15 protein-coding genes are annotated in these 21273 nt (G+C 66.1%); all 15 read left to right on the top strand.

Going from position 1 to position 21273, the window contains the following annotated elements; genetic code table 11:
• Positions 1 to 774: 774 nt before the first annotated feature.
• A complete protein-coding gene (locus QO207_RS08210) occupies positions 775 to 2184 on the top strand; it encodes a hypothetical protein (RefSeq protein WP_301531976.1) in 1410 nt (469 codons plus the stop codon).
• Between the two features lie 66 nt (positions 2185 to 2250).
• Complete coding sequence (locus QO207_RS08205) at positions 2251 to 3345, top strand: DegT/DnrJ/EryC1/StrS aminotransferase family protein (RefSeq protein WP_301531975.1); 1095 nt, start codon at positions 2251 to 2253, stop codon at positions 3343 to 3345.
• A 10-nt stretch (positions 3346 to 3355) separates the two neighbouring features.
• Entirely contained in the window at positions 3356 to 4876 is a 1521-nt protein-coding gene (locus QO207_RS08200; RefSeq protein ID WP_301531974.1) for a lipopolysaccharide biosynthesis protein, read from the top strand.
• A gap of 2 nt (positions 4877 to 4878) precedes the next feature.
• On the top strand, positions 4879 to 5808 hold the full coding sequence (locus tag QO207_RS08195; RefSeq protein ID WP_301531973.1) for a glycosyltransferase: 930 nt from the start codon (positions 4879 to 4881) through the stop codon (positions 5806 to 5808).
• Between the two features lie 31 nt (positions 5809 to 5839).
• Positions 5840 to 8053, top strand: coding sequence for a polysaccharide biosynthesis tyrosine autokinase (locus QO207_RS08190; protein ID WP_301531972.1), 2214 nt, complete (start codon positions 5840 to 5842; stop codon positions 8051 to 8053).
• A 27-nt stretch (positions 8054 to 8080) separates the two neighbouring features.
• The gene (locus tag QO207_RS08185; protein ID WP_301531971.1) at positions 8081 to 8830 is read left to right on the top strand and encodes a WbqC family protein; all 750 of its coding nucleotides are present in this window, start codon (positions 8081 to 8083) and stop codon (positions 8828 to 8830) included.
• Positions 8827 to 9333, top strand: a complete 507-nt coding sequence (gene rfaH / locus QO207_RS08180) for a transcription/translation regulatory transformer protein RfaH (protein ID WP_301531970.1) — start codon at positions 8827 to 8829, stop codon at positions 9331 to 9333. The genes QO207_RS08185 and rfaH overlap by 4 nt, the downstream gene beginning before the upstream one ends.
• A 36-nt stretch (positions 9334 to 9369) precedes the next feature.
• Complete coding sequence (locus QO207_RS08175) at positions 9370 to 10368, top strand: glycosyltransferase (RefSeq protein WP_301531969.1); 999 nt, start codon at positions 9370 to 9372, stop codon at positions 10366 to 10368.
• Positions 10365 to 11597, top strand: a complete 1233-nt coding sequence (locus QO207_RS08170) for a glycosyltransferase family 4 protein (protein WP_301531968.1) — start codon at positions 10365 to 10367, stop codon at positions 11595 to 11597. The genes QO207_RS08175 and QO207_RS08170 overlap by 4 nt, the downstream gene beginning before the upstream one ends.
• Positions 11566 to 14181 carry a hypothetical protein gene (locus QO207_RS08165; protein ID WP_301531967.1) on the top strand — a complete coding sequence of 872 codons (2616 nt, stop codon included), beginning with the start codon at positions 11566 to 11568 and terminating at the stop codon, positions 14179 to 14181. The genes QO207_RS08170 and QO207_RS08165 overlap by 32 nt, the downstream gene beginning before the upstream one ends.
• Before the next feature lie 20 nt (positions 14182 to 14201).
• Positions 14202 to 15314, top strand: a complete 1113-nt coding sequence (locus tag QO207_RS08160) for a glycosyltransferase family 1 protein (RefSeq protein ID WP_301531966.1) — start codon at positions 14202 to 14204, stop codon at positions 15312 to 15314.
• Positions 15311 to 16186, top strand: coding sequence for a glucose-1-phosphate thymidylyltransferase RfbA (gene rfbA / locus QO207_RS08155; RefSeq protein ID WP_301531965.1), 876 nt, complete (start codon positions 15311 to 15313; stop codon positions 16184 to 16186). Before QO207_RS08160 ends, rfbA begins: the two co-directional genes overlap by 4 nt.
• Before the next feature lie 114 nt (positions 16187 to 16300).
• Positions 16301 to 17701 carry an undecaprenyl-phosphate glucose phosphotransferase gene (locus tag QO207_RS08150; RefSeq protein WP_301531964.1) on the top strand — a complete coding sequence of 467 codons (1401 nt, stop codon included), beginning with the start codon at positions 16301 to 16303 and terminating at the stop codon, positions 17699 to 17701.
• 30 nt (positions 17702 to 17731) lie between these two features.
• Positions 17732 to 18850: a polysaccharide biosynthesis/export family protein gene (locus tag QO207_RS08145; protein ID WP_301531963.1), complete on the top strand. Its 1119-nt coding sequence runs from the start codon at positions 17732 to 17734 to the stop codon at positions 18848 to 18850.
• Between the two features lie 875 nt (positions 18851 to 19725).
• A complete protein-coding gene (locus QO207_RS08140; RefSeq protein WP_301531962.1) occupies positions 19726 to 21084 on the top strand; it encodes an OprD family porin in 1359 nt (452 codons plus the stop codon).
• Positions 21085 to 21273 lie beyond the last annotated feature (189 nt).

The following is a 21273-nucleotide window of genomic DNA, read 5'->3' as shown; positions in this document are numbered from 1 at the left end:
AAGAGCAGTAAGGTCAAGGAAGATTCTGCCCCCTCTTCTTCCTGTCACTTTCCTATCGCTGCCTGATGACTTCCGTCGGCCCTCCTGGCTGCGGGAGTGCGATAGTTTTTTGCTGTTGTTTTTCCAGATTTTCGGAATTCGGCCGAAGGGCGGTAGCTTTGCCCAACGAAAAGTAACGGCCACTCCAGGGACGAACAGTTGATTGTCGTTGATTGAATCGGGTCATTCGAACTCGGGCGGTAGCCTTGTCTTCGAATTTTACAAAAGGCCCGAAACAGAGCGTTCTCCTAGCGTGGAGTGACTGACGATGGCTGCTGGAATAATGGAAATTGACGGAACTTTGCGTTCCGTCGTAACAGCCGGAAAGAGCGCTGCGGAAACTCCGCAAAGTGTCTCTTTCCTGAAACTATGGAATGTTGACGCCAGCGCTTCGAAGTGTTCGGTAAAGTTCTGTGTGGCCGTCGATACAAACTTCTCGGCGGGTTATGCCATTTCTTCAGGGTGTAACAAAACCGAACTTTCGACGGAACTCGCCGGTGCTCCCCTGCATTCTGTCTCATTCCTGAAACAGCAACTTCGGCGTTGCGCCGAAGTGTCTCTGCCGTCGTCCGCCAACCTTTCCCAACCTTCCCCCGCAAGCCTCCCCGAGATGGCTCGCGCGGTAGCGGCTGCGCCGCAGGTGACGGAATTCCGGCGCGAACGCGGTAACCCTGCCGGCCGACTGAGCCGGTCTTTCGAGAACCGCGCGGCCCGCCGCGCTGGGAGTCAAGGCTGATGGCCGAGCAATCGCTTCGTTCCAACTATGCCTGTGTGGTCGGCGGCGCCGGCCCGGCAGGCATGGGCTTCCTGTTCAACGCCTACAAGACCGGCGCGCTGGCGAGTCTCGCCCGCGACGGTCTGCTGGTGGTGGACGCGGCACTGGCCGTCGGCCGTGGCCGGCTGGGCGACTACCACATCACTGCCAACTCGGTAGGCGATGTGTTCCTCGACTGCCTGCGCGACCCGGCGCTGCTGCCGATCTTCGCGCCGCTGGCGCATTCGCCGGCATTCCGCGCGCTACAGAACGACCCCCATGGCGCACCGATGCTCACCCAGGTGGGCGAGCTGCTGGCGCATGCCTCCACCCTGTTCATGCGCTACGTCACCGAGCACCTCGGCGTCGAGGTGGCCCTGGGGACGCGTATCGAGAAGATCACCGCGCAGGACGACGGCAGCTTCCAGCTGGCGCTGCGCAGCGGCTCCCATGTCGCGCAGATCGGCGCCGGTACCCTGGTGATGAACCTCGGTGGCCGGCAGAACCGCGAGTACCTGAACTGGAGCCTGGCCGAGCAGGACCTGCACCTGGGGCACGACGGCCCGACCGTCTATTCCTCCGATGCGCTGCTCAGCCTGAACCCCGCCGAACTGGTGGAGCTGTTCGGCGAGCGGGTCAAGCCCGGCAGCCGCTTCACTGTGGTCGGCGGTTCTCACAGCGCCTTCTCGATCCTCGACAACCTGGCCTGCGCCCTCGACTGCCTGGGCCTGGAGCAGATCACCCTGCTGCACCGCGCGCCGATCCGGCTGTTCTTCGAGAGCGTCGAGGAAGCCCGCGCGGCCGGCTACCTGGTCGACGAAGGCATGGACGTGTGCCCGGTGTCCGGACGGGTCAACCGTTCCGGCGGCCTGCGCTACCGCGCGCACCAGGTGGGCACTGACGTGCTTACCAACGGCCATGTCAGCGGCACTCGGGTGAAGGTCGAGCTGCTGTGCCTGGAGGACCGTTCCCCCGCCGCCCGCGAGCGCCTGGAGCAGTGCTGCAGCGAGGACGGCGTGATCGTCCAGGCGATCGGCTACCAGCCGTGCCTGCCGGCCCTGCGCCACGCCAATGGCGAGCCGCTGCAGGTGCGCGAGAGCAAGGGCGGGCTGGATTCCGACGCCGACGGCTGCCTGCGCGACCTCAACGGCCGGGCGATCCCCGGCCTGTACAGCTTCGGCCTCGGCTCCGGCCTTGCGGCCAACCCGATGCTGGGCAGCGAGCGCTCCTTCGACAGCCGCATCTACGGCGTCTGGCAGTTCCACCACGACGCCAGCGGCCGCGTCATCGACGCCCTGCAGGCGCACCTGGCGCGGCGCGTGCCGGCCGCACAGGAAACCCTGGAGACCCCGCTCGATGGCGTGCCTTTCGCCATGACGGCGCTGGGCTGAGCGGCGCGCGCGCCGGCTCTGAATCGATTCGTCAACGGACTTTCCATCCAACAGAGGGATGCGACCGTGATCAATGTGACCAAGACCTACCTGGGCAACCTGGACAAGTTCAAGGGCTACGTGGAGCAGATCTACGCCTCCGGCTGGATCACCAACCACGGGCCTTTCGTGACCGAGCTGGAAGAGCGCCTGCAGGACTACCTGGGCGTTCGCCACGTGATCCTCACCAACAACGGCACCATCGCCCTGCAGGTCGCCTACCGCGCCCTGGGCGTGACCGGCAGTGCCGTCACCACCCCCTTCAGCTTCGTTGCCACCAGCAGCACGCTGCAGTGGGAGAGCATCCGCCCGCGCTTCGCCGACATCGATGCGCGGACCTGGAACCTCGACCCTGCGCGCATCGAAGCCAGCCTTGCGCCGGATACCACCGCCATCGTCGCCACCCACGTGTTCGGTAATCCCTGTGCGGTGGAGGAGATTCAGGCGGTGGCCCAGCGCAACCAGCTGAAGGTGATCTACGACGGCGCCCACGCCTTCGGCTCGCGCTACCGCGACCGCTCGGTGCTGGCCTGGGGTGATGCGAGCACCCTGAGCTTCCACGCCACCAAGCTGTTCCACACCATCGAGGGTGGCGCCATCGTCACTGCCGACGATGAGCTGGCGAAGCAGATCCGCCTGATGTGCAACTTCGGCATCGCCGGGGTCGACCAGATCGTCGGCCTGGGGATCAACGCCAAGCTCAACGAGTTCTCCGCCGCCATGGGCCTGTGCGTGCTCGACGAGATCGACACCATCCTCGCCCAGCGCGAGGAGATCGCCGCGCGCTATACCGCCGCGCTCAGCGGTTATTACGACCTGCAGACCAGCGAGAGCTACGCGCGGCTGAACAACAGCTATTACCCCATCGGCCTGCGCGACGAAGCCCAGGTACTGCGCGTGCGCGCCGCGCTCAACGAGATCGGCGTGAACCCGCGGCGCTACTTCTACCCGTCGCTGGACACTCTCGACTACCTCGCCCCGCAGGAGCCGCAGGTGCTGTCCCGCGAGCTGAGCCAGCGCATCCTCTGCCTGCCGCTGTATCCGGGGCTGCCGCAGGAAGTGCAGCGCGCGGTGATCGAAATGCTGCTGCTGGAAAGCGGCCGCGTCGCCGTGGCGGTGTGAGGGAACGATGATGCGCACCGCACGCTCGCTGTCGATGGTCCGCAACACCCTGCTGAACTATGCAGGGCAGGCGTACGCCATCGTCATCGGCATCCTGATCCAGCCGTTCTACCTTGGCCACCTGGGCGCCGAGGCGTACGGCCTGATCGGCTTCTTCGCGGTGTTGCAGACCTGGCTGCTGCTGCTCGATGTCGGCCTGTCGCCGGCGCTGGTACGGCAGGTCGCCCATGGCCGCGGCGTGCATGGCGAAGGCCAGGACCAGGCGCAGCTGCTGCGCTCCTTCGAGCTGATCCTGCTGCCGCTGACCGCGCTCAGCACCCTGGCGGTCTGTGCTGGCAGCCCGTGGATTGCCGGGCAGTGGCTGAACGTGCAGCAGCTGTCGCCGCAGCTGGTCGCCCAGTGCATCAGCCTGATGGGCCTGCTGGTCGCCCTGCGCCTGTACGCCACCCTGTATCGCAGCGCGCTGCAGGGGCAGGAGCTGCACGCTTTCATCAACGGCGTGAACGTGTTCATCACCACCCTGCGCTACTTCGGCGGCCTGCTGCTGGTGGCGAAGATCAGCCAGGACCCGCTGGTGTTCTTCCAGTTCCAGGTGGTGGTGTCGCTGATCGAGGCGCTGCTGCTGGGCGGCAAGGCCTACCAGTGGATGGACGTGCGCCTGGTGACGCGCTTCTGCTGGGACTCGGTGCGGCCGGTGCTGCCGTTCGCCCTGGGCATGTCGTTCAGTTCCTGCCTGTGGATCGTCCTCACCCAGCTGGACAAGGTCCTGCTGTCGAACCTGCTGCCGCTTGAGCAGTACGGTTACTTCTCCCTGGTGGCGCTGATTTCCGGCGGCGTGCTCACCCTGGTCAACCCGCTGGCGCAGTCGCTGCTGCCGCGCATGACCATGCTCGCCGCCGAAGGGCGTCACGAAGACATGCAGCAGCTCTACCTCAAGGCGAACCGCTTCGTCTGTGTGCTGCTGTTCCCGATGGTCGCGGTAATCGCCGCTCATGGTCATGACCTGGTCCTGGCCTGGAGCGGCGATGCCGAGGCCGCCAACTGGTGTCGGCCGATCCTCGCCTGGTACGTGCTGGGTTCCGGTCTGCTGGCAGTGGCCAGCTTCCAGTTCTACCTGCAGTACGCCCATGGCCAGCTGCGCATGCACGTCTGGTACAGCGTCATCTCGACCCTGGTGACCGTGCCGCTGGTATTCGCCAGCGCCCGCCTCTACGGCGTGCTCGGTGTAGCGATGTGCTGGTTCGGCCTGCGTGTCGTGTCGTTCCTGATCTGGCCGGCCATCGTGCACCGCACCTTCGCCCCCGGCCTGCATGGCGCCTGGCTGCGCGACACCCTGCAGATCGCCGCGCTGAGCGCTGCCGGTCTGCTGCTCAGCGAACCCTTCTACGCGCTGCTGGCGCATTCCGGCGAGCGCCTCTGGCTGCTCGCGGCACTGGCCGTGTGCGGCCTGATCACCCTGTTCCTCGTGGGCGTGGGCTCTGCCCCGGCTTTGCTGCGCCTGTTCAAACCGTCCCACAAGCCGAGTGTCTAGACATGGATATCCGCTCCGAGCTGCAGATCCTCTCCAACTGGCCGGAAGACCCGAAGCCCCTGCTCAGCGTCGTCTGCCTGGCCTACAACCAGGTGAACTACATCGGCCGCACCCTGGACAGCTTCCTGGAGCAGGTCACTGATTTCCGCATCGAGGTGCTGGTCAACGACGACGCCTCCACCGACGGCACCACGGAAATCATCGCTGATTACGCGGCGCGCTATCCGCACATCATCAAGCCGATCTTCCACAAGGAAAACCAGTACTCCAAGGGCATCTCCCATGGCCTGCCGGTGTTCCGCAAGTGCCGCGGCCGCTACATCGCCTACTGCGAGGGCGACGACTTCTGGACCGACCCGCGCAAGCTGCAGATGCAGGTCGACTTCCTCGAGAAGAACCCCGACTACGTGATCACCTATCACGACGCCTACACCTTCAACGAGGACGGCATGCTCAAGCCGCAGCAGCTGACCGGCAAGTACCGCCGTGACGCCAGCCGCCTGGAGCTGCAACAGGCGCGGCCGATCTCCACGCTGACCACCTGCTTCCGCAACGTGCTCACCGAGATGCCCGAGGAGCTGCTGACCACGCGCATGGTCGACCTGTGCTGGTGGTCGCTGCTGGGCGCCTACGGCAAGGGCCGCTTCATCGAAGAGATCAGCCCCGCCGCCTACCGCATGCACAAGGGCGGGATCTTCTCCATGCAGGCCGCGCGCACTCAGCAGCACATGACGCTGCACACCTACTACTGCCTGTCGCGCTACTACCAGCGCCTGGGGAACCAGGAGCTCAACGAGTACTTCCTGATGCAGGTCTGCCGGATGTCCATGGCTGCCATCTCGCCCATGCACAAGGTTCAGGCGTTCCTGATGCTGATCCGTTACTACGGCGCCAACCTGCTCAAGCGGCTGAACCCGGTACAGGTGCGCTGAGGCGCGCCACCTCGATGGAGGATGGAAGTCCATGAGTGTCATGCCCCAATCACGCCTGGAAACGGTCCAGGACACCCGGATCGACGTTGCCGGCCTGCTGCGCCTGCTGTTCGACCACAAGAAGATGATCATCGCCGTGACCGGCCTGTTCGCCGTGCTCGGGGTGTTCTATGCCCTGGTCGCGACGCCGATCTACGTGTCCGGCGCGATGATCCAGATCGAGCAGAAGAAGAACGGCCTGAATGGCACGCCGGAGGTGATCAACCGCCCCGACTCGGTGTCCATCGCCTCCACCGAGATCGAGCTGCTGAAATCCCGCGCAGTGCTCGGCAAGGCGGTCGAGCTGCTCAAGCTGGACATCATCGCCAAGCCCAAGCGCCTGCCGCTGGTGGGTGACTACCTGGCGCGCCGCTACCACCCCGAGGGCGGGCAGAGCATCGCCGCGCCCTGGCTGGGCATGGGCTCGTACGCCTGGGGCGGGGAGCACATCAAGGTGTTCTCCCTGGAGGTGCCGGAGGAATACCTGGGCGAGCCGCTGACCCTGGTCGCCGATGGTGGCGAGAGCTACCACCTGCTCAACGCCGACGGCCAGCTGCTGCTGCGCGGCGAGCTGAAGAAGCTGGTGATGGACAAGGGTTTCAGCATCGAGGTGGATGAACTGGTCGGTCGTCCCGGCACCGAGTTCACTCTGGCCAAGAACCGCCTGCTGACCACCACCCTGAACTACCAGAAGCTGCTCAAGGTGGCCGAGGCCGGCAAGGATTCGGGGATCATCTACCTGACCCTGGAAGACCCGGACCCGCTGCAGGCCGACCGCATCCTCGACAAGATCAGCCACCTCTACGTGCTGCAGAACGTCGAGCGCAGCTCCGCCGAAGCGTCCCAGCGCCTGCAGTTCCTGCGCTCGCAGCTGCCGGTGGTGCGCATGGACCTGGAGAAGGCCGAAGCCGCCTACAACGCCTACCAGACCACCGCCAAGTCGGCTGATATCAGCGTCGAGACCCGCGGCGTGCTGGACCAGGTGGTGGCCATCGACAACCAGCTGTCCGAACTCAAGCTCAAGCGCGCCGAGTACGACCGCCTCTACACCCCGACCCACCCGCTTTACCAGGCGCTGAACAAGCAGATGGGCAGCCTGGAGGATCGCAAGGCGCAGCTGCAGAAACGCATCCAGACGCTGCCGGCCACCCAGCAGGAACTGCTGCGCCTGTCCCGTGACATGCAGGTCACCCGGCAGACCTACACCAGCCTGCTGAACAAGGCCCAGGAGCAGGACATCATCCGCGCCGGCACCATCGGCAACGTGCGGGTGATCGACACCGCCCAGGCCAACGTCGAGCAGCCGGCCAAGCCGATGCGCAAGGTCATCGTGCTGCTCGCCACGCTGTTCGGCTTCTGCGTCGCCCTCGGCATCCTGTTCCTGCGCCAGGCCTTCTACCGTGGCGTGGAAAGCCCCGAAGCCATCGAGCAGCTGGGCCTCTCGGTGCTCGCCGCGATTCCCTATTCGCGGCAGCAGGAGCGCCTGGAGAAGGAGCGCAAGAGCGACATCCTCGGCCACACGCCCAAGCTGCTGGCGGACTCCGCACCGGGCGACCTGGCCAACGAGGCGATCCGCAGCCTGCGCACCAACCTGCACTTCGCCCTGCTGGAAGCGCGCAACAACGTGGTGATGCTCACCAGCCCGGCGCCGGGCGCCGGCAAGTCGTTCGTCTCCAGCAACCTCGCGGCGATCATCGCCCAGTCCGGCCAGCGCACCCTGCTGATCGACGCCGACATGCGCAAGGGCTACCTGCACCGGGTGTTCGGCCTGACCCCGCGCCACGGCCTGTCCGATGCGCTGAGCGCGCACCGGCCGCTGAGCGAGGTGATCCTGCCCACCGAGGTACCGGAGCTGGACTTCATCTCCTGCGGCTTCGCCGCGCCCAACCCGTCCGAACTGCTGATGCACGAGAACTTCGCCCAGCTGCTGCGCGATGCCTCGTCGATGTACGACCTGGTGATAGTCGACACCCCGCCGGTGCTGGCGGTGACCGACGCCGCGCTGGTCGGCCGGCTGTGCGGCATCAGCCTGCTGGTGACGCGCTTCGGCCAGAGCCCGGCCAACGAGATCGACACCGCGCGGCGGCGCCTGGGGCAGAGCGGCATCCACCTGCAGGGCGCGATCCTCAACGGGGTGAAACGCAAGGCTTCCACTGCCGCCTACGACTACGGCGCCTACGCCTACCGCTACGACGCCAAGGACTGAGTCCGCGAGCAGGGAAGGAGTAACGACATGGTTCACATCGTCAGCCTCATGCAGCCTTACCTGTTCCCCTACCTGGGGTACTTCCAGCTGATCGCCGCGAGCGGCCTGTTCATTCTCGGCGACAGCCTGCAGTACACCCGGCGTGGCTGGATCAACCGCAATCGCCTGCTGGTCGGCGGCCGTATCTGGCAGTTCAGCTTCCCGCTGGAGCAGGGCTCGCAGACCCAGGCAATCAACCAGCGGCGGCTCAGCGAAGAAATGCAGGGCAGCAACCAGCGCCTGCTGCACACCATCCGCCACGCCTACCACAAGGCGCCGTGCTACGAGCAGGTGATGCCGCTGCTGGAGGAAATCCTCGAGCACCCCGAGCGCAACCTGTCGCACTTCGCCGAGCACTCGATCCGCCGCATCTGCCAGTACATGGGCATCGACACGCCGATGGTGCGCGCCTCGGAACTGGAGCTGGCCGAGGACATGGGCCGCGACCAGCGCCTGATCGAAGCGGTCAAGCAGAACGGCGGCGACGTCTACCTGAACCCCGAGGGCGGCCGCCACCTGTACACCCCCGAGGTGTTCAACGCCGAGGGCCTGGAGCTGCGCTTCCTGCGCATGGACGAGCTGAGCTACCCGCAGTTCAGCGCCGACTTCGTGCCCAGCCTGTCGATCATCGACGTGCTGATGTTCAACCCGCCGGACGAACTGCAGCGGCTGCTGGGCCGCTACACCGTGGAGCGACCGCAACCGTCCGTGGAGATTCTTGGGGAGTACGAATCATGAGCACCGCTGCGCAGTACCGCTGGTACCTGATCCAGACCAAGCCGCACCAGGAGCCGCGCGCCGAGGAGAACCTGGTGCGCCAGGGCTTCACCTGCTATCGCCCGTCGCTTGGGCTGGCCGGCCGCACGCAGCCGCTGTTCCCCGGCTACCTGTTCATCCGCCTGGATCAACAGCACGACAACTGGTTCCCGATCCGCTCCACCCGCGGCGTGGCGCGCCTGGTCAGCTTCGGCGCGCAGCCGCTGGCGGTGGCCGACGAGCTGGTGGAAGACATCCGCCAGCGCCTCGCGGCCATGCCCGAGCGGCCCGCCAGCCGCTTCCAGCAGGGCCAGGCGGTACGCGTGAAGTGCGCCGGCGACTGCGAGGTGGAAGCCATCTTCCTCAGCGACGACGGCACCGAGCGCGGGCTGATTCTGCTCAACCTGCTGCAACGCGAACAACGCATCCGGGTCCCGCTCAGCCAGCTGTCGGCGGTGGGTGGCAACAACGGTTGGCGCGCCTGAGGTGCCCACGCTGTATCCGATCAGGGAGTCGTGCAAATGAATGGATCGACCGTGCTGGTGACGCTGACCTATGGCGATCGCCTGGAGTACCTGGAAGAGCTGCTGGCCCGCGCCTTCCGCGAGAAGGACATCACCCGTGCCATCGTCGTCAGCAATGCCTCGGTGGCCGAGCTGGACCAGCTGTTCATGCTCTGGCCCAATCGCGTGCAGGTGATCGAGCTGGACAGCAACACCGGCTCGGCCAACGGCTACGCCGTGGGTATCGAAGCGGCGCTGAAGACCGGCTGCGATTTCATCTGGCTGATGGATGACGACAACGCGCCGACGCCGGGCTCCTTCCCGCTGCTCAAGCAGCGCCTGATCGATTGCGCACTGCGCCACGGCAGCGACAACACCGCGGTGCTGGGCTTCCGCCCGACGCACCAGGCCGACGTCGCCTCCGGTGTGCCGACCCGCTTCATCACCCCGCCGCGTTCGAGCTACTTCGGCTTCCACGTCCGCCAGCTGCCTTACAAGCTCTGGCGCCGCACGCCCTGGGGCAAGCCGAAACCGCGTCCGGCGCAGCCGCTGCTGGAACTGCCGTTCGCCTACTACGGCGGCCTGCTCGGCCACGCCGACCTGTTCCGCCGCATCGGCCTGCCGCGCCGCGACCTGGTGCTCTATGCCGATGACACCGAATACACCTTCCGCATCGGCGCCCTCGGCGGCCACCTCTACCTGGTGCCCGAGGCCGGCCTGGACGACCTGGAGAACTCCTGGAACATCAAGGCGCGCACCAACAACATCTACGAAACCTACCTGCTCGGCAGCTCCGACCTGCGCGCCTACTACGCCGCGCGCAACCAGGCCTGGTTCGACAAGAACCTGTGGGTCACCTCGCCGCTGATGTACCGCTTCAACCGCTGGCTGTTCATCCGCCTGCTGCACTTCTTCGCCCGCCGCCACCAGCGCGAGAGCCGCCTGGCCCTGCTGCTGCAGGCGATCCGCGATGGCGAGGCCGGCGCGCTGGGCATGAACCGGGCCTACCCGCTATGAGAGTGCTGCTGCTCAATACCCTCTACGCCCCGCACATCGGTGGTGGGGCGGAGGTCATGCTGCAGAACATGGCCGAAGGGCTGCGCGAGCGCGGCCATGACGTCCACGTCCTGTGCACCGGGCCGCAGGCGGGTTTGCAGCGTGAAACCCTGAACGGTGTGCAGGTGCTGCGCAGCGGCCTGCGCAATCTCTACTGGCCGTTCGACGAGCAGGACCATGGCTCGCTGAAGCGCCTCGCCTGGCATGCGCTGGATCGCTACAACGGCGGCATGCGCAGCGTGCTGGCCAAGGTGCTGAAACAGGTCGAGCCGGATGTGGTGGTCTGCCACAACCTCTCCGGCTGGTCGATCTCCGCCTGGGATGCGATCCGCGCCGCCGGCCTGCCCATCGTGCAGATCCTCCACGACCAGTACCTGACCTGCCCGCGCGGCGTGCGCTACCACAAGGGCCGCCACTGCGAGCAGCAGTGCACGCCGTGCGCACTGCTGCGGCGGTCGCACGCTGTCGCCTCCACACACGTGGATGCGGTGGTCGGTGTCAGCCGCTTCCAGCTCGATGCGCTGCTCGACGCCGGCTACTTCTCCGCCAGCCGCAGCCACGTGGTCTACAACGGCTCGCCGCTGGCCGAGGTGAACGTCGTACCGCCGGCGAACGTGCGCCGGCCGCTGCGTTTCGGTTTCATCGGCGCGCTGACCGCCAACAAGGGCGTGGAGTGGCTGATCGAGCAGTTCCAGGCGCGCGGCGACGATGCTTCGCTGCTGATCGCCGGGCGCGGTGACAGCGCTTATGTGAACCACCTGAAGTCGATTGCCGACCCGCAGCGCGTGCACTTCGTCGGCTACCGCAAGGCCGCCGAATTCTTCGCCGAGATCGACGTCGCCGTGGTGCCCAGCCTGGCGCCGGAATCCTTCGGTCTGGTGGCGCTGGAAGCCTGCGCCCACCACCTGCCGGTGATCGCCTCGCGCATGGGCGGCCTGGCGGAAATCGTCCAGGACCAAGTCAACGGCCTGCTCTGCTCGCCGGCCGCGCCCGACTCGCTGGGCGACGCCATCGAAAGCTTGCTGCGCGATCCGGGCCTGCGTCAGCGCCTGGCCGGGCGCGCCCGTGAATGCGTGGAACCGATGCTCAGCGTGCAACGGATGCTCGACGAATACGAAGCCATCCTGCGCCAAACCCTGCTCACCCGTGGAGTCCCGCATGGAACTGCAATCCCCGTATCCACGCTTTGAGCCGGCGCGCAGCATCACCTTCGACCGCTCACTGCTGGCGCTCGGGGTGCTGCTGGCGCTGCTGCTGGTGGAGACCTTCAACGGCGCGCTGCGCTTCTACGCCGACCAGGCCGGGCTGTCGGCCATCGTCTACCTGCCCAAGGTGGCCTGCGTGATCGCTGTGGCCTGGGAACTGATGACCCGCCCGCAGCAGCGCGGCCTGTGGCTGCTGCTGATCCTCGCGGCGGCCTCGCTGCTGCTCGGGCGCCTGCATGGCGCCGAGTTCAAGAGCGGCTTCTTCGCCGTGTTCATCTACGCGCCGCTGCTGTTCGGCCTGCTCTGCGGCAACTACCTGGAAATGCACCGCAAGGCGGTGGCCTGGATCATCGCCTTCTGCTTCCTCGCCTCCCTCGCCGGCATCGCCCTGGACCTGCTGATCAGCGTGCCGTGGAAGGGCTACAGCTACTCCATGGGCGGCGTCGAGATCAGCGGCAACCGCGCCTGGAGTGCCTACGGCCTGGACCGCATCGCCGGCTTCTCGCGGATGTCCTCCAGCCTGGCGATGATGCTGGTGATCTTCAGCCTCTACCTGGGCTCTTTCCGCCTGCCAACGCTGCTGCGCGGGCTGATCTACCTGACCGCGCTGGTGGGCATCGTGCTCACCACCAACAAGTCCTCGGCCGGCGCCTTCGTCATCGCCCTGCTGGTGATGAGCATCAGCCGCCAGCGCCTGCTGTTCCTCTTCGCCGCCCTGGCAGTGGTGCTGGGCGCGCTGGCGCTGCCGCTGTACGGCGTGTTCGGCCACGTCGACCCGTACCTGGCCAGCTCCACCGGCGACAACCTGATGGGCTCGATGGTGGATCGCCTGGTCAACACCTGGCCGAACCTGATCAAGGTGATGGACTACAACGGCTGGATCTACAGCGGCGCTGGCCTGGGCATGACCGGCAGCGCCTACGCGGCCTTCCCGATCTTCGGCGTCGAACAGCTGGCGGTGGCGGACAACTCGCTGCTCTACCTCTGGTGCCTGTTCGGCGTGATGGGCATCGGCCTCTACCTGCTGGCCGTGCCGATGCTGATGCGCCTGCAGTTCCAGCGCGGTCCGGAAGCGCGCGCACTGCTCGGCATCGCCTTCTGCGTGCTGCTGATCGGCTGGACCAGCGACGTGCTCGAATCCCAGGTGCCCAGCCTGTTCCTCGGCCTGGCCATCGGCCGCGCCCTGCGCCTGCCCGGTGAGCCCGCGCCGCAGCCGGCGCCGCGGACCCTGCGCCTGCAGGGCGGGCTGCTCAGCCTGCTGGCCTGCGCGTTGCTGGTCGGCAGCCTGCTGCAGGCGCCGCGCGCCATGGCCAAGGAAGCCCCGGTGGAAAACCTCGGCCCGGCGGAATTCATCGTCGGCGCCAGCACCCACCAGAACATCCGCTCCGGCAATCGCGACGGCATCAACCGCCTGGCCCGCGAGGCCGGCATCGTCTCGTTCCGCGACGACGCCTACTGGTCCAGCGTCGAGCGCGAGCGCGGCAAGCTGTCCATCGACGCCGCCTGGCGCGCCCAGCTGCGCAGCACCCGCAGCCTGGGCATCAGCACCCTGCTGATCCTCGGCAACGAGAATCAGTTCTACGGCAACGCCAAGCCGCGCGACGACGCCTCCCGCGAGGGCTACCTGCGCTACGTGCGCTACCTGGTGCGCAGCTTCAAGGGCCAGGTGGCGTTCTACGAAGTGTGGAACGAATGGGACGTGGAAAACCCCACCGACAAGGACTTCAGTGACGACTACCTGAGCCTGGTGCGCGCCACCGCCAAGGTGATTCGCGAGGAAGACCCGCAAGCCAAGGTGCTGGCCGGCGCGGTTACCCTCAAGGGTATCCGCCAGGGCTTCGCCGAGCGCCTGGCCGCCGGCGGCGTGCTGGATGTCGCCGACGGCATCTCGCTGCACCCCTCGGTGTACTGCGAGGGCGAGATGTCCACGCCCGAGGCCTGGCTGAACTGGTTCCAGGGTGTGAACCAGAAACTGCAGAACGCCGCCGGCAAGCCGGTGCCGCTGTACTTCACCGAGTTCAGCTGGCCGGCCCATGAAGGCGATTGCGGCATCAGCCGCGAACGCCAGGCCGCCTACCTGGCGCGCGCCTACGTGCTGGTGCGCAGCCTGCCAAACGTCAAGGGCGCCTGGTGGTACGACCTGGTGGACGACGGCATCGACCGCCGCGAGATGGAACACAACTTCGGCCTGCTCACCGCCAGCGGCCAGCCCAAGCCGGCCTACCACGCCATGGCCAGCATCGCCGACATCATCGGCCGTTACCGCTTCGTCGGCCGCGAGCAGAACCCGGACCCGAACGTCTACCTGCTGCGCTTCGCCAAGGCCGGCGAGGAAATCCTGGTGGCCTGGACCCTCGGCCACGAACAGACCCTGAACATCACCAGCAAGCCCGGCAGCAGCGACACCCTCTGGCGCCTCGACGTCGTGGAAGGCATCGCCCGCCGCGAGGGCCGGCCGGTGCCCTGGAACTGCCCGCAGGACGGCGGCGAGTGCCAGGCCAGTATCCGCATCGACGCCTCGCCCACCCTGGTGCGCAGCGCGTCCGCCGCGCAGCTGACACTGCGCTGAGCCGCCCCGGAGCCCGCCTCATGATCGTCATCAACGCGCGTTTCCTCACCCAGCCCCTGAGCGGCGTGCAGCGCTTCGCCGAGCAGATCTCGCTGTCGCTGGCACGCCTGCGCAGCGACCTGCACTTCGTCGCGCCGCCCGGTGAAATCCTCCGCCCGGAGATCGCCCGCCAGCTTAAGGTCGAGCAGATCGGCCGCCACCACGGCCACCTCTGGGAGCAGGTCGACCTGCCGCTGTGGCTGGCCCGGCGCGGCCGCCCGCTGCTGGTCTCGCTGTGCAGCACCGCGCCGCTGGCCTACAGCCGGCAACTGGCGACCCATCACGACATCACCTACGTGCGCCACCCGGAAAGCTTCGCGTGGAAGTTCCGCGCGCTGTACCGGGCGATGATCCCGCTGATGCTGCGCCGCTCGCTGGCGCTGATCAGCGTCAGCGAATTCTCCCGCCAGGAGATCGCCTCGCATTACGGCCTGGCGCCGCAGCGCATCCACGTGATCAACAATGCGGTGTCTGCCGAGTTCTGTCCGGGCGTGGAAACCGGCGACGCCGGCCGGCCCTATGTACTGGCGGTGTCCTCGCCGGCGCCGCACAAGAACTTCGCCCGGCTGATTGAGGCCTTCGGCCTGCTCGAAGACCTCGACGTGGAGCTGCGCATCGTCGGCGCCGCCAACCGCAGCTTCGTTGACGCGCAGCTGCAGAAAAGCGGGCAGGGCGGGCGCGTGCGCTGGCTCGGCCGGCTCGATGACGACCAGTTGATCGAGCAGTACCGCAACGCCGCCGCGTTCGCCTTCCCGTCGCTGTACGAAGGCTTCGGCATCCCGCCGCTGGAGGCCCAGGCCTGCGGCTGCCCGGTGGTGGCAGCGAGCAGCGCGTCGATCCCCGAAGTGCTGGGCAACTCGGTCCTCTACTTCGACCCCTACGACCCGCAGGGCATGGCGTCCGCGCTGCGCCGCGTGCTGGTCGACCAGGACCTGCGCCGCGACCTGCGGCAGATCGGCCTGGACAACGTCCTGCGCTACTCCTGGGACATCTCCGCGCTGCACCTGTCGAGCCTGGTCGACACCTTCCTGGCCGAGCGCGCCGACTACCTGCCGCGCTTCGACTCAAGCAAATCGCAAGGAGGCCACCCATGAAAGGCATCATCCTCGCCGGCGGTTCCGGTACCCGCCTGCATCCCATCACCCTGGGCGTGTCCAAGCAGCTGCTGCCGATCTACGACAAGCCGATGGTGTACTACCCGCTGTCGGTGCTGATGCTCGCCGGGATCGACGAAATCCTGCTGATCTGCACCCCCACTGACCTGCCCAATTTCCGCGCCCTGCTGGGCGACGGCGAACAGTTCGGGGTGAAGTTGCAGTACGCCGTGCAGCCTTCGCCGGACGGCCTGGCCCAGGCCTTCCTGATCGGCGCCGAGTTCATCGGCGACGACTCGGTGTGCCTGGTGCTGGGCGACAACATCTTCTACGGCCAGGGTTTTACCGAGACCCTGCGCGAGGCTGCGGCGCGGCCCTTCGGTGCCACCGTGTTCGGCTACCAGGTAGCCGACCCGGCGCGCTTCGGCGTGGTCGAGTTCGACGATGCCGGACGGGTGCTTTCCATCGAGGAAAAGCCCCGCGCACCGCGCTCCAACTATGCCGTCACCGGCCTGTATTTCTACGACAACCGCGTGGTGGAGATGGCCGGCCGCATTCGCCCCTCGGCGCGTGGCGAGCTGGAAATCACCGACATCAACAACCTCTACCTGGAGCTTGGCGAGCTGCACGTCAGCCTGCTCGGCCGCGGGTTCGCCTGGCTGGATACCGGCACCCACGAGTCGCTGATGGAGGCCGGGCATTTCGTCCAGACCATCGAGGAGCGCCAGGGCCTGAAGGTCGCCTGCCTGGAGGAGATCGCCTACCAGCAGGGCTGGCTCAGCGAGGTGGCGCTGGCGCTGCAGGCCGAGCGCCTGAGCAAGACCGGCTATGGCCGTTATCTGCAGCAACTGCTGCTGGAGCCACGAAAGTGAACCCGCATCCGGTGACGCTGCGCGAATCGCGCGGATACCGGCTCTGCGACCAACCACGGACTGCGCTATCGATGCAGCGGCGCCAGGAGCGGCGCCGGCAATCGCGAGGTCATCATGCCTAACAAGACGAAAGGAATTCTGCGCGCGCACCAGTCGCTGATCGCGCTGGCGCACCGCCTGAGCGACATCCTGGTGATAGTGCTCACCGGCGTGGTCATGCTCAGTGCCGGCAGCGGCGTGCTGGAGGCCCAGCTGTGGGTCTCGGTGCTGCTCTGCGTGATGCTCTTCCACTGGCTGGGCGAGCTGAACCAGTTGTACGGCTCCTGGCGCGGCGAGTCGCTGCTGCGCGAGTCGCTGAGCGTCACCCTGTACTGGTCGCTGGCGTTCTTCGCCGTGCTGCTGCTGGACATCTCGCTGCGCCACGTCGAGCTGGAAGAGCCGCGCCGGTTCGGCTGGTTCGCCGCCGCGCTGCTGATCATGGGTGGTTACCGCCTGGCGATCCGCATGGTCCTGCGCCTGGCCCGGCGCCACGGCTTCAACAGCCGCAACGTGGCCATCTACGGCACCGGCGAAGTTGGCGCGCGGCTGGCCGAGACCATCCTCGGCGCGCCGTGGATGGGCCTGCGCCTGATCGGCTTCTACGACGACCGCCCGCAGCAGATGGAACTGGGCGAGCGCGTACCGGTGAAGGGTGATCGCCTGGCGCTGATCGAGGCCGCGCGTTCGGGGCAGATCGACAAGGTCTACCTGACCCTGCCGCTGTCTCGCGAGCCGCTGCTCAACGAGCTGATTCGCGAGCTGTCGGACACCACCGTGTCGGTCTACCTGATCCCCGACCTGTTCATGTTCGACCTGTTGCATGCGCGCAGTGAGAGCATCAACGGGCTGGCGACCATCAGCATCTTCGACACGCCCATGGACGGCCCCAACGCCGTGCTCAAGCGCATCGAGGATGTGCTGCTGGCCTCGCTGATCCTGCTGCTGATCGCCGTGCCCATGGCGCTGATCGCCATCGCGGTGAAGCTCACCTCGCGCGGCCCAGTGCTGTTCCGCCAGACCCGCTACGGCATGGACGGCCGGCCCATCCGCGTCTGGAAGTTCCGCAGCATGACGGTGATGGAGGACGGCGCGCAGGTCACCCAGGCCTCGCGCGACGACTGCCGCATCACCCCGCTGGGCGGCTTCCTGCGGCGCACCTCGCTGGATGAGCTGCCACAGTTTTTCAACGTCTTGCTCGGCGACATGTCGGTGGTCGGCCCACGCCCCCACGCCGTGGCGCACAACGAGCAATACCGGCGTCAGGTCAGCCGCTACATGCTGCGTCACAAGGTCAAGCCGGGCATCACCGGCTGGGCCCAGGTGAACGGCTGGCGCGGCGAAACCGACACCCTGGAAAAGATGCAGAAACGCATCGAGTTCGACCTCGACTACATCGAGAACTGGTCCGTCTGGTGGGACCTGAAGATCGTGCTGCTGACCCTGTTCAAGGGGTTCGTCCACCGCAACGCCTACTGAGTCCTCTCACTGTTTCAAGGAAGGATTGCCATGAAAAACCTGCTCGCTTTCAGTCTCGTAGTCGGCAGTCTGGCGCTACAAGGCTGTGTGTTCTCCCCCGGTCAGTACATGACGGATTCCGATGTCCAGCGCGAGGCGCAGAAACAGGGGATGAACATCACCCTGGTGCCGATCACGCCCCAGGTGCTGCAACGCCAGGAGGCCGACTACGCCGCCAGGCCCGGCATGCCTGCCGAACTGCTCAACTACCGGCCGCCCCAGGAGGACTACGTGATCGGCGGCGGCGACGTGCTGCTGGTGACCGTCTGGGACCACCCGGAACTGACCAGCCCCGGCTCCACCCAGCAGATGGAAGCCAACGGCCGCGTGGTCGGCGCCGACGGCAACATCTTCTTCCCCTATGCCGGCGTCGTCCGCGCTGAAGGGCAGACCCCGGCGCAGCTGCGCAAACGCCTGGCCAGCCAGCTGGGCAAGAAGGGCATCGTCGACCCGCAGGTGGACGTCACCGTGTTGCGCTATGCCAGCCAGCACGTGGTGCTCTCCGGGGCCTTCCAGAATGGTGGGCAGGTCGAGCTGAACAACACGCCGACGACTCTGGTGCAGGCGGTCAGCAAGGCCGGGGTGATCGCCGGCGAGGCCGACCTGTCGGGGTTGACCCTCAAGCGTGACGGCCGCGAGTACGTGATCGACGTCGATGCGCTGAACCGCAGCGGTTCGACGCTCAGCGGCGTGTACCTGAAGAACGGCGACCAGATCCACCTGCCCTACAACGACCGCAAGAAAGTCTACGTAGTCGGCGAGGTGGAACGCCCGCAGGTGGTCACCTACCGCACCACCGGCCTGTCGCTGCTGGAAGTGCTCGGCAATGCTGGCGGCCTGGCGCCGGAAACCTCGGACGGCGACTCGGTCTATGTGATTCGCGGCAACCCCGAGTCGGTCGCCGGCAAGACCGCAGGCACCTTCAAGGCGCAGGTCTTCCACCTGGAAGCCAAGCGTCCTACCGCCTACGCGCTGGCTCGCGAGTTCGAGATGCAGCCGCAGGACGTGGTGTTCATCGGCCCGGCCAACATCACCCGCTGGAACCGCTTCATCAGCCAGCTGCTGCCGTCGGCTTCGATCGTCGCCACCAGCGCCGCGGTGGGCAACTGATAGACCGGCCGAGCGGGGCGCGAGCTCCGCTTCGGCCTGAACGAGGCACCCGGCAACGCCGCCTGGTTTGGGGAATTTTCCCACCGCCAGGAGCGGACTGCTGGAATCGACTCTGCACCGGATGGTGGCCATCATCGCCGCCATCGGGTGCAAGGACGCACCACTCCTAAGGCGGCTCCACACCGCCGCTCTCCTTTGGGGTCTTCCCCTAGCACAAGGCCCCGAACCCGTCAGCGTTGCAGCGCTGGCGGGTTTTTTTTGCCTTGTATTCAGCCTCGGGCACGCAGCCCTTGTTTCTTCAGCCCGGCCATTCCGGCAGGCGCCGCCCAGGGCAACCGGCGTGGCTGGCGGGAGCAAGTGCCATATATTCCTCAATAGAATTACATTGGAATAATTAATTCTTTTTTGATTTATAGAGCTTCTTTTATCGTGGCCCCAGCGTTGTCCAGGCAGCGCAACGGGGATGGCGGTTATCCGCCAGAGTGAAGGGGATTCATGGCGGTTTTCCGCTGATTTATCTGAAGGAATTAGCTTTCAGATTGTTTCTAGTGTCAGAAATTTCGCGGTTGTTGGGCAGGCAAGGCCGGTTGGCCTGGGGATTGCCTAGCCACTGGCGTATGCCCAGCGCATCGCCACAACAACAAGACACGAGAATCAGTCCATGCCATTCCATTCTTCCGCTGCCCTCCCGCCTGCTTGCCTGCGCACGATCCCCGCATAGGGGAGCGCCGTACACCACCAAGTACTGCAACCGAATACCGCATGCCGCGCGTGTCCGCACGCTGGCCGCTGCCTGCCGTTCGGTCGGGCTCCGCTGGAGCTGGTCGTCGTCGGAATGGCCTGAATACCAAGATCAATAAAATGGGGAAAATCCAATGAAAAGCCGCACTCTCACGCAATCGAGTCTCGCGCTCGCCATCGCCGCCGCGGGCCTGGCCCAGAGCGCTTTCGCCGGTGGTTTCGTCGAAGACAGCAAGGCCAGCCTGACCCTGCGCAACTTCTACATCAACAGCGACAACCGCAACGGCACGGCCGAGCCGAGCAAGCAGGAAGAGTGGGGCCAGGGTTTCCTGCTCAACTACACCTCCGGCTTCACCGAAGGCACCGTGGGCTTTGGCGTCGACGCCCTGGGCCTGCTGGGCGTGCGCCTGGACAGTGGCAAGGGTACGCACTACAACCCGACCAGCTCGAGCTTCTCGGGCACCGTGTTCCCCACCGACGGCGATGGCCGTGCGGTCGATGATTTCTCCCACCTGGGCGCCACCGGCAAGGTGAAGGTCTCCAGCACCGTGCTGCAATACGGCACCCTGCTGCCCAAGCTGCCGGTCGTGACCTACAACGACGGTCGCCTGCTGCCGCAGACCTTCGAAGGTGGCCAGGTCACCTCCAACGAGTTCAAGGACCTGACCCTGCTCGGCGGCCAGCTCGAACACATGAAGGGCCGCAGCTCCAGCAACAACGAAGGCCTGTCCATCGCTGGCGCCAACAACGCGCGCACCGGCGAGTTCGTCAACAAGTTCTACTACGGCGGCGCCGACTACAAGCTGACCAAGGACCTGACGCTGCAGTACTACTACGGCAACCTGCAGGACTTCTACAAACAGCACTTCCTCGGCCTGCAACACAACTGGGCCATCGGCCCGGGCGTGCTGAAGAGCGACCTGCGCTACTTCCACAGCAGCGACGACGGCAAGAACGGCCACGACAAGAACTTCTACACCAGCGGTTACTACGGCAACGGCGTGACCAAGGGTGAAGTCGACAACCGCGCCTGGAGCGGCCTGTTCACCTACACCGTCAGCGGCCACAGCTTCGGCGCCGGCTACCAGCAGCTCAGCGGCGACAGCGACTTCCCGTTCATCAACAACGGTGACGGCGCCACCGCCTACCTGATTACCGACGTGCAGATCGGCAAGTTCCTGCGCGCCGGCGAGCGCACCTGGCAGGTCCGCTACGGCTACGACTTCGCCCAGGCCGGCCTGCCGGGCCTGACCTTCCAGACCCTGTACCTGCACGGCGACAACATCGACACCGGGCGCGGAGACCAGAGCGAGTGGGAGCGTGACATCTCGCTGGCCTACGTGATCCCCGACGGCACCTTCAAGGGCCTGGGCTTCACCTGGAAGAACGCCGCCCTGCGCAGCGGCCTGCCGACCACCGGCACCGGTACCGCTACCCAGCGCGACCAGGACGAGAACCGTCTGATCGTCAGCTACACCATCCCGCTGCTGTAATTTCTGCGGATACGAAGAAGCCGCCGTCCCTTTCTGGGGCGGCGGCTTTTTCATGGGCTTCGGAATGCGGAAGCCCAGGCATTTTTCAGCGAATTTTCCAGTCCAAGTTCCGTGTTCTGACCCGCCTTCTCAGACTCTTCCTCTTCGTTTTCAGAAGAGCTGCCCGCTGGTGAAAAATCCAAGCGTGAG

Source organism: Pseudomonas sp. CAN1 (assembly GCF_030462585.1).
GTDB lineage: Bacteria > Pseudomonadota > Gammaproteobacteria > Pseudomonadales > Pseudomonadaceae > Pseudomonas.
Note: the sequence above shows the minus strand (reverse complement) of the source record. Positions and strands in the feature narration are given on the sequence as shown.

What these genes read in the sequence shown, in the direction of transcription:
- QO207_RS08210 (WP_301531976.1), top strand. Translation starts at nt 775, where the DNA reads ATGGCCGAGCAATCGCTTCGTTCCAACTATGCCTGTGTGGTCGGCGGC.
- QO207_RS08200 (WP_301531974.1), top strand. Translation starts at nt 3,356, where the DNA reads ATGCGCACCGCACGCTCGCTGTCGATGGTCCGCAACACCCTGCTGAAC.
- QO207_RS08195 (WP_301531973.1), top strand. Translation starts at nt 4,879, where the DNA reads ATGGATATCCGCTCCGAGCTGCAGATCCTCTCCAACTGGCCGGAAGAC.
- QO207_RS08190 (WP_301531972.1), top strand. Translation starts at nt 5,840, where the DNA reads ATGAGTGTCATGCCCCAATCACGCCTGGAAACGGTCCAGGACACCCGG.
- QO207_RS08185 (WP_301531971.1), top strand. Translation starts at nt 8,081, where the DNA reads ATGGTTCACATCGTCAGCCTCATGCAGCCTTACCTGTTCCCCTACCTG.
- rfaH (WP_301531970.1), top strand. Translation starts at nt 8,827, where the DNA reads ATGAGCACCGCTGCGCAGTACCGCTGGTACCTGATCCAGACCAAGCCG.
- QO207_RS08175 (WP_301531969.1), top strand. Translation starts at nt 9,370, where the DNA reads ATGAATGGATCGACCGTGCTGGTGACGCTGACCTATGGCGATCGCCTG.
- QO207_RS08170 (WP_301531968.1), top strand. Translation starts at nt 10,365, where the DNA reads ATGAGAGTGCTGCTGCTCAATACCCTCTACGCCCCGCACATCGGTGGT.
- QO207_RS08165 (WP_301531967.1), top strand. Translation starts at nt 11,566, where the DNA reads ATGGAACTGCAATCCCCGTATCCACGCTTTGAGCCGGCGCGCAGCATC.
- QO207_RS08160 (WP_301531966.1), top strand. Translation starts at nt 14,202, where the DNA reads ATGATCGTCATCAACGCGCGTTTCCTCACCCAGCCCCTGAGCGGCGTG.
- rfbA (WP_301531965.1), top strand. Translation starts at nt 15,311, where the DNA reads ATGAAAGGCATCATCCTCGCCGGCGGTTCCGGTACCCGCCTGCATCCC.
- QO207_RS08150 (WP_301531964.1), top strand. Translation starts at nt 16,301, where the DNA reads ATGCCTAACAAGACGAAAGGAATTCTGCGCGCGCACCAGTCGCTGATC.
- QO207_RS08145 (WP_301531963.1), top strand. Translation starts at nt 17,732, where the DNA reads ATGAAAAACCTGCTCGCTTTCAGTCTCGTAGTCGGCAGTCTGGCGCTA.
- QO207_RS08140 (WP_301531962.1), top strand. Translation starts at nt 19,726, where the DNA reads ATGAAAAGCCGCACTCTCACGCAATCGAGTCTCGCGCTCGCCATCGCC.